Source organism: Trebonia sp. (genome assembly GCF_030042015.1).
Lineage (GTDB): Bacteria > Actinomycetota > Actinomycetes > Streptosporangiales > Streptosporangiaceae > Trebonia.
Map to the genome: position 1 here is coordinate 1 of NZ_JASIAL010000437.1, position 6,965 is coordinate 6,965.

5 protein-coding genes and 1 pseudogene are annotated in these 6,965 nt (G+C 70.4%); all 6 read right to left on the minus strand.

The annotated features are described in order from the left end of the window. Positions 1-311, minus strand: a pseudogene (locus Q1N79_RS23655) (hypothetical protein); the annotation flags it as partial. A 180-nt stretch (positions 312-491) separates the two neighbouring features. Beyond that, positions 492-1,184, minus strand: a complete 693-nt coding sequence (locus Q1N79_RS23660) for a TIGR03936 family radical SAM-associated protein (RefSeq protein WP_300612544.1) — start codon at positions 1,182-1,184, stop codon at positions 492-494. A 68-nt stretch (positions 1,185-1,252) separates the two neighbouring features. After that, positions 1,253-3,235, minus strand: a complete 1,983-nt coding sequence (locus Q1N79_RS23665; protein WP_300612546.1) for a TIGR03960 family B12-binding radical SAM protein — start codon at positions 3,233-3,235, stop codon at positions 1,253-1,255. Between the two features lie 219 nt (positions 3,236-3,454). Further along, entirely contained in the window at positions 3,455-4,696 is a 1,242-nt protein-coding gene (locus tag Q1N79_RS23670) for an FtsW/RodA/SpoVE family cell cycle protein (protein ID WP_300612547.1), read from the minus strand. Continuing rightward, on the minus strand, positions 4,693-6,732 hold the full coding sequence (gene mrdA / locus Q1N79_RS23675; RefSeq protein ID WP_300612549.1) for a penicillin-binding protein 2: 2,040 nt from the start codon (positions 6,730-6,732) through the stop codon (positions 4,693-4,695). Before mrdA ends, Q1N79_RS23670 begins: the two co-directional genes overlap by 4 nt. Continuing rightward, positions 6,729-6,965: hypothetical protein (locus tag Q1N79_RS23680; protein WP_300612551.1), on the minus strand; the 237-nt coding region annotated here is incomplete at its 5' end. The genes mrdA and Q1N79_RS23680, both read right to left, overlap by 4 nt.

Sequence of the window (6,965 nt, forward strand, 5' to 3'; positions counted from 1 at the left end):
CCGCGCCCGCCGCGGGCGGTCCTGCGGCTGGCCGGGGCCGGGGGGGTGTCGGCATCGGGCTCGGCGGCGGATTCCCGCTCGCCGGCGGCCGGGATCGCTACCGGCGCGGGTGGCTGGAAGAGAACCTGGGGTGCCTGGAAGAGCGCGGCAGGCACTGCCGGTGCGGCTGGATCGGAGGCGGGTTCAGGCCCGCCGCCTCCCCGGCCATCGGGGTTTGTTTCCTGTTGGCCGAAACCGGCCGGATTTTCCTGTTGTCCAAGACCAGCCGGGTTATTGTCTGTCTCGTGGCTGTTCAGCTCGCTGTCGAGCATACGGGCAATCTCCAGTCAGGCCCCCGGGCGCGACCGCACGCAACGGAACGGCGCGCCGCGCGGGGGCTCGTAGTGTTCGTTCGCCTGGGCCGCTGACGTCGCCGCCGCGCGGGAATCGGTCACGCGCGGGGCCGTACGAGCGGCGTTCAGACATGTGTGTATTTCTTGGCTCCGCGGCGGTCATGGCTGGACCACCCCGGATTCGCCGAGTGACCCCTGCGCAAGCCGCGTCATCAGCGGCGGCGCTGCCGGGGCCACACCGGAAACCTCGTGGAGCGCGGTGAGCACGTCGTCCGGCCGCACGGCCGGGACCGTGTGCCGCATGACGATCCGCAACGCGGTGTCGTCACCCGTGCCTTCGTGTTCACCGGCGCCGTCGCGCACGTCGATCGTGATCACGGCCGACCTGGCGTCCATGCGCCGCATGCCCTTGCTGGTGAGACGCTCCACCGGAGCGTGCTCAAGGGCGAGAAAGCGCTGCACCGCCGACGCTACGCTCTGCGGCGGCACGCCGGGAAGGATGACCTGCCACTCGGACGCGGTGAGCCGGCTGGCCGGCAACCCCCCGGCATCCTCGGTGACATCGATCACGTCTATCCCATCAGGCAGCGCTGCGTTCAGCCACTCCCGCACGACTTCGGCCTCGTTCCGGCTGGTTAGCGTGAGGCTCAGGTATTCCGCCTCGCTCGCCACCCCGGTCGGGGCACCCCCTGCGTAGGAGATCTTCGGGTGCGGCGTGAACCCGGCCGAGTGCGCGACAGGCAACCCCGCCCGGCGCACGCCCCGCTCGAAGGCCCGCGCCACATCCCTGTGGCTGGCAAAACGCATCTTTCCGCGCTTAGCATACCGGACCAGCAGGTGCTGCACGATCATGTCTCCCGAGGGACGGCCCGGGCCCCCTGCGGACCCCCCGGAACCGCCCGGCCCCGGACCAGTCAATCTCATCTCCCGCCATTCGCGAGTACCGGAAGCAACCGCCGGTCTTCCCTGTCGGCAGAATCCAGCCGGCCGCCCAGCCGCTCCCCTGTCGGACCCGTCTGGATCTCTGTACCCATCGCAGGGCAGACCCCACACTCATAACACGGCGTCCAGCGGCAATCTTCCACCTCGCCGGCTCCCGCCGGAGCTACCGCGGACCGCCAGTCCTGCCAGAGCCACTCGCGGTCGAGGCCCGAATCCAGGTGCTCCCACGGCAGCACCTCGCCGTAGTCGCGCTCGCGCGTGGTGTACCAGTGCAGGCTCACCGGCTGGCCGGCGAGCGCGCGCTCCGCGGCGGCGACCCAGCGGTCGAACGAGAAGTACTCGCTCCACCCGTCAAACCGGGCCCCGTCCTGCCACGCGGCCAGGATCACCCCCGCCACCCGCCGGTCCCCCCGGGACAGCAGCCCTTCGATCAGCGACGGCGACCCGTCGTGGTACCGGTACCCGATCGACTTGCCGTAGGCGCGGTCGGCGCGCAGCGCGCTGCCGAGCGCCCGCAGCCGCGCGTCGACCACCTCGGGCGGGCACTGCGCGGCCCACTGGAACGGGGTATGCGGCTTGGGCACGAACCCGCCGATCGACACCGTGCACCGGATGTCCCGCCGTCCGGTGGCCGCCCGCCCGGCGGCGATCACCTTGCGGGCGAGGTCGGCGATGGCGAGCACGTCGTCATCGGTCTCCGTCGGCAGGCCGCACATGAAGTACAGCTTGACCTGCCGCCACCCGCTGGAATAGGCGGTGGTCACGGTGCGGATCAGGTCCTCTTCCCTGACCATCTTGTTGATCACCTTGCGCATCCGGTCCGAGCCGCCCTCGGGGGCGAACGTCAGGCCGGAGCGCCGGCCGTTCCTGCTCAGCTCGTTGGCGAGCGTCACGTTGAACGCGTCCACACGGGTGGACGGCAGGGACAGGCCGGTGTTCGTCCCCTCGTAGCAGTCGGCGAGGTCGACCGCGATCTCGTTGATCTCGCTGTGGTCGGCGCTGGACAGCGACAGCAGGCCAACCTCGGTGAAGCCGGTGGCCGCGACGCCGGATTCCACCATCTTCCCGATCGTGGTGATCGACCGCTCCCGCACCGGCCGGGTGATCATCCCGGCCTGGCAGAACCGGCAGCCGCGCGTGCAGCCGCGGAAGATCTCCACGCTGTACCGCTCGTGCACGGTCTCGGCGACCGGCACGACCGGTGCCCTGGGGTACGGCCAGGCGTCCAGGTCGAGCAGCGTGTGCTTGCGCACCGAGGCGGGCACGCCGGGCCGGTTCGGCGCCACCGCCTCGATCCGCCCGTCCGGCAGGTACCGCACGTCGTAGAACCGCGGCACGTACACGCTCCCGGTGGCGGCCAGCGACGCGAGCAGCCCGTCCCGGCCGCCGGGCCGGCCGTCCCGCTTCCACGCCCGCACCCGCTCGCAGACCATGAGGACGGCCTCCTCGCCGTCGCCGAGCACCACGGCGTCGAGGAAGTCGGCGATCGGCTCGGGGTTGAACACCGCATGGCCGCCGGCGATGACCACCGGATGCGCCACGGTCCGTTCCGAAGAAAAGATCGGAATGCCCGCCAGGTCGAGCGCGGACAGCAGGTTCGTGTAGCCGAGCTCGGTGGAAAAGCTGACCCCGAGCAGGTCGAACGCGGCGACCGGGCGGTGCGCGTCGACCGTGAACTGCGGGACGCCGTGGTCGCGCATCAGCCGCTCCATGTCCGACCACACGCTGTAGGTCCGCTCGGCGAGCACGCCCGGCTGCTCGTTCAGCACCTCGTAAAGGATCGCGATGCCCTGGTTAGGCAGGCCCACCTCGTAGGCGTCGGGGTACAGCAGCGCCCACCGGACGTCGGCCTCGTCCCACTCCTTGACCGTTGAGTTCACCTCGCCGCCGACGTACTGCACCGGCTTGCGGACAAGCGGCAGCAGCGGCTCAAGCGCTGGGTAGACGGACTCGATAGGCATGAGACGAGAATACCCATGTGCCGTAACGGCCTGGGCGCGAGCACCTTTCGTCACACAGGCCCCTTCCGCCCACTTTGCACACTCCATGTATGGACAAAACGCCCAAAGCGGACCGGCAAAAGGTCACAGAGTGTGCAAAGTCGCATTCGCGGGAGGCGGGGGGCACGAGAGAACTGGCGTCGCGGCGCGCCGGGGCGAGTGGCCGGAGACGAGGCGCGGCTAGCCGAAGAGGGAATGGTGGTGGCGCCGGACGGACTGCAGGAGGCCGATCGCGATCATGTCGGCGAAGATCGCCGAGCCGCCGTAGGAGACGAACGGGAGCGGCAGGCCGGTGATCGGCGTGATCCCGATCGTCATGCCGATGTTGATGAACGACTGGACGAGGAACCAGGCGGCGACGCCGGCCGCCACCAGCATCCCGAACATGTCGTCCGCGAGCGCCGCCGTCCGGATCGCGCGGAAGATCACGAAGCCGAGCAGCGCGACGATCACCGCGCAGCCCACGAAGCCGAGTTCCTCGCCCGCCACCGTGAAGATGAAGTCGGTATCCGCCGACGGGACGAAGTTCCCGCCGGTGAACGTGCCGTGGAACAGCCCCACGCCGTGCAGCCCGCCCGAGCCGACGGCGATCTTCGCCTCAAGCGCGTTGTAACCGGTCCCGGCCACGTCGCTGTTCGGGTGCAGGAACGAGGTGAGCCGGGTCAGCTGGTACCCCTTGAGCACGTGGTGCCGCGCCACCTCGTAGATGCCGCCTGCCACCGCCAGGACGAGGCTGCCCACCCAGTACAGCCGGATGCCAGAGACCACGACCATGACGGCGAGCACGGCGATGAGCACGAACATCACGCCGAGCGCCGGCTCGCGCTCCACCAGGAGGATCACCGGCGCCGCCGCGAGCGCCGCGAGCGCCACGTCCTTCATCCCCGGCCGCCCGGGGGGCTTGTCCGGCTGCACCGCGTTGCGCCGGGTCCGGGACAGCAGGTAGGCGGTGGACAGGATCAGGCCCAGTTTGGCGAACTCGGACGGCTCGACCTGGAACCCGCCGGGCAGCGCGATCCAGGCCTTCGCCCCGTTCACGGTCTGCCCCGCCGGGGAGAGCACGGCGAGCAGCAACAGCAGCGACCCCGCGTAGAGCAGCGGCGTCCAGCGGCGGATGAGCCGGTAGTCGACGCAGGACACCGCGAACATCAAGACGAGTCCGAGAGCCGCCCACAGGATCTGCTTCTTGAAGTACGTGCGCGGGTCCTCCCCCGCGGCCCGCAGCCCTGGCTCGGTCGCCGCCCAGACCAGCATGGTGCCCAGCCCCGTCAGCCCGGCGGTGGCGAGGAAGAGCAGCCAGTCCCACGACCGCGCCAGCCCGCCGCTGGCGAACGCCCGGACGAGCGCGGACCGCCGCCGCGGCGCGAAGGTCCCGACGCGCGGCCCGGCGTAGCGGCGCGACGGGATCCCGACGCCGCTCACCGGGTCACCTTCGGCAGGGTCGTGGGCAGCTGGCCGCCAGGCAGTGCGGCCGTGTCCCCCTCAAGGCCGTAGATACCATCCCAGATAGCCCGAACGGCAGGGGCCGCCGCGTCTGCGCCATAGCCCGAGTCTGGCAGCATGACGAGCACCACGAGCTTCGGGTCCTGGCACGGCGCGAACGACGCGAACACCGAGGTGGCGACCTTGCCCATGATCTGCGCGGTGCCCGTCTTGCCCGCGACGCAGACCTGGTTCAGCGGGAACCCGGCGAACGCGCCCGCCGCCGTCCCCGAGGTGACGACGCCCTGCAGGGCGGTCCTGATGTACGCCAGCGTGGACGACGCCACCGGCAGCTTGCGGACCACCGTCGGGTTGATCCGCTCCACGACCTTGCCCGACGGCGACAGCAGCGCCTCGCCGATCTTCGGTGCGTACAGCGTGCCGCCGTTGGCGAGCGCCACGTAGGCGTTGGCGAGCTGCAGCGGGGTGACGGTCACATATCCCTGGCCGATCGCCGCGATCGCCGCCTGGCCCGGCTCCCACTCGAATCCGTTCTGGCAGTTGTCGTACTCGATCTGCTGCACGTACGTGCCGTTGGCCTTCCCGTTCTTGCACCAGTCCTCGCCGGTGTTCGCGTTGTCCTTCCACATGTCGTACAGCCACTGCCTGGTCGGGATCGTGCCGGTGGACTCCTCGGGCAGGTCGATGCCGGTGTACTGGCCGAACCCCCAGTCCAGCTCCATCTGCTGCATCTTCTGGGTCGGGGCGTTCGGGTTGGCCTCGAAGTCGGCCTGGTTGTCGTCGGTCTGCCACATCTGGTAGCCGATGTTGTAGAAGACGGTGTCGCAGGACTGGATCAGCGCCTCCGCCAGCGACATGTACCCCAGGCTCGGCTCGCCGTCGTTGATGAACGTCTGGCCGTCGATGCTGATCGACGCGGGGCAGTCGTACAGGCCGTCCAGGGGATACCCGTCGGCGATGGCGGCCGCGGTCGAGGTGACCTTGAACGTGGAGCCGGGCGAGTACTGCCCCTGGGTCGCCCAGTTGATGACCGGCGTGCCCGACGAGGCGCCGAACAGGTAGTTGAACTCGCTCTCGGAGATCCCGCTGGTCCAGACCGAGGGGTCGTAGTCCGGGTAGCTGGCCATCGCCACGATCCGCCCGGTGGTGGTCTCCACGATCGCGGCGCCCTGGTCGACGTCGTTGCCCTCCGCCCGCGACCTGGCGATCGCGTCGGCGAGCTGAGTCTGCACGAGCGCCTGCACCTTCGAGTTGATACTGGTCACCAGCGTGTCGCCGTTGACCGGCGCGGTCTCGCCCACAGTGCCTGTCACGTCGCCCGCGGCGTTCACCGAGACCGTCTCGGTGCCCGGCTTGCCGGTCAGCGCCGTGTTGTACTGCGCCTCGAGCCCGGCCTGGCCGACCAGGTCGTCCTCGGCGTACCCGGTTTCCGGCAGGTGGTCCTGCGCCATCTCCTGCTGGGTGATCGGCTGCAGGTACCCGAGCACCTGCGCCGGGTTGGCGCCGTCGGGCATCGGGTAGTCCACCACCGGCTGGACCTGCGCGGTGACGCCGGGGAACTCGGTCGGCTCCTCCATGATCTGCAGCGCGGTCCGCACGCTCACCTGCTGGTCCACCGGTACCGGCTGGTACGGCGAGCCCGTCCAGCAGGGCGCGGGCACGCCCTTGGTGCAGAGCCTGACCTTGTCGGACAGCAGCGTGTAGGACATGCCGAGCAGCGACGCGAGCCGGCGCAGCACGCTCTGCCCGCCGTCAGGGGTCTGCGACAGGTCGCTCATGTTCACCGACACGACCAGCGATGACTGGTTGCTCACCAGCGGGTTGCCCTCGTCGTCGAGGATCTCGCCGCGCACCGCGGGCACCACGACCTCGCGCGTCTGGTTCGCGGCGGCGAGCTGCTTGTACTGGGTGCCGTCCATCACCTGCAGGTACCAAAGTCGCCCGCCGAGCGCGACCAGCATGGCCGCCACGAGCAGGTACAGGACGAACAGCCGCCGACGCGACGCCGGGATCATCTGCGACCTCCCAACAGCCGCCGCCGGCGGCTATGCCTGAGCCATCGGGTGCTCGGGGAGCCGGTGTACCAGTTGCCCCTGGCGGGCTTGTCCCGGCGCAGCCAGCCCTTGCCGGGCGACTTGCGGCGCGGCGCCTGGGCCGGCTTGGGCGGGCGCAGCCAGCCCTTGCCCGGGGACTTGCGGCGCGGGGCCGGCGCCGGCCTGGGCGGGCGTGCCCAGCCCTTGCCAGGCGT

Coding starts and splice junctions, on each gene's coding strand:
- Q1N79_RS23660 (WP_300612544.1), bottom strand. CDS start 1,184: ATGATCGTGCAGCACCTGCTGGTCCGGTATGCTAAGCGCGGAAAGATG.
- Q1N79_RS23665 (WP_300612546.1), bottom strand. CDS start 3,235: ATGCCTATCGAGTCCGTCTACCCAGCGCTTGAGCCGCTGCTGCCGCTT.
- mrdA (WP_300612549.1), bottom strand. CDS start 6,732: ATGATCCCGGCGTCGCGTCGGCGGCTGTTCGTCCTGTACCTGCTCGTG.